The sequence below is a fragment of the Sporosarcina koreensis genome (assembly GCF_001531445.1).
Classification (GTDB): Bacteria; Bacillota; Bacilli; order Bacillales_A; family Planococcaceae; genus Sporosarcina; species Sporosarcina koreensis_C.
This window is the reverse complement of the sequence record NZ_LQYA01000223.1, coordinates 1-243: the sequence shown is the minus strand read 5'-3', so window position 1 is coordinate 243 and position 243 is coordinate 1. Positions and strand designations below refer to the sequence as shown.

Genomic DNA, 243 nt, shown 5'->3' with positions numbered 1-243 from the left:
TGACGGGGACCCGCACAAGCGGTGGAGCATGTGGTTTAATTCGAAGCAACGCGAAGAACCTTACCAGGTCTTGACATCCCGCTGACTGGTGTAGAGATACGCCTTTCCCTTCGGGGACAGCGGTGACAGGTGGTGCATGGTTGTCGTCAGCTCGTGTCGTGAGATGTTGGGTTAAGTCCCGCAACGAGCGCAACCCTTGATCTTAGTTGCCAGCATTCAGTTGGGCACTCTAAGGTGACTGCC

1 rRNA gene is annotated in these 243 nt (G+C 55.6%); it reads left to right on the top strand.

What is annotated here, in order from left to right:
- Window positions 1-243 (top strand): 16S ribosomal RNA (locus AWV70_RS19765); the annotation flags it as partial.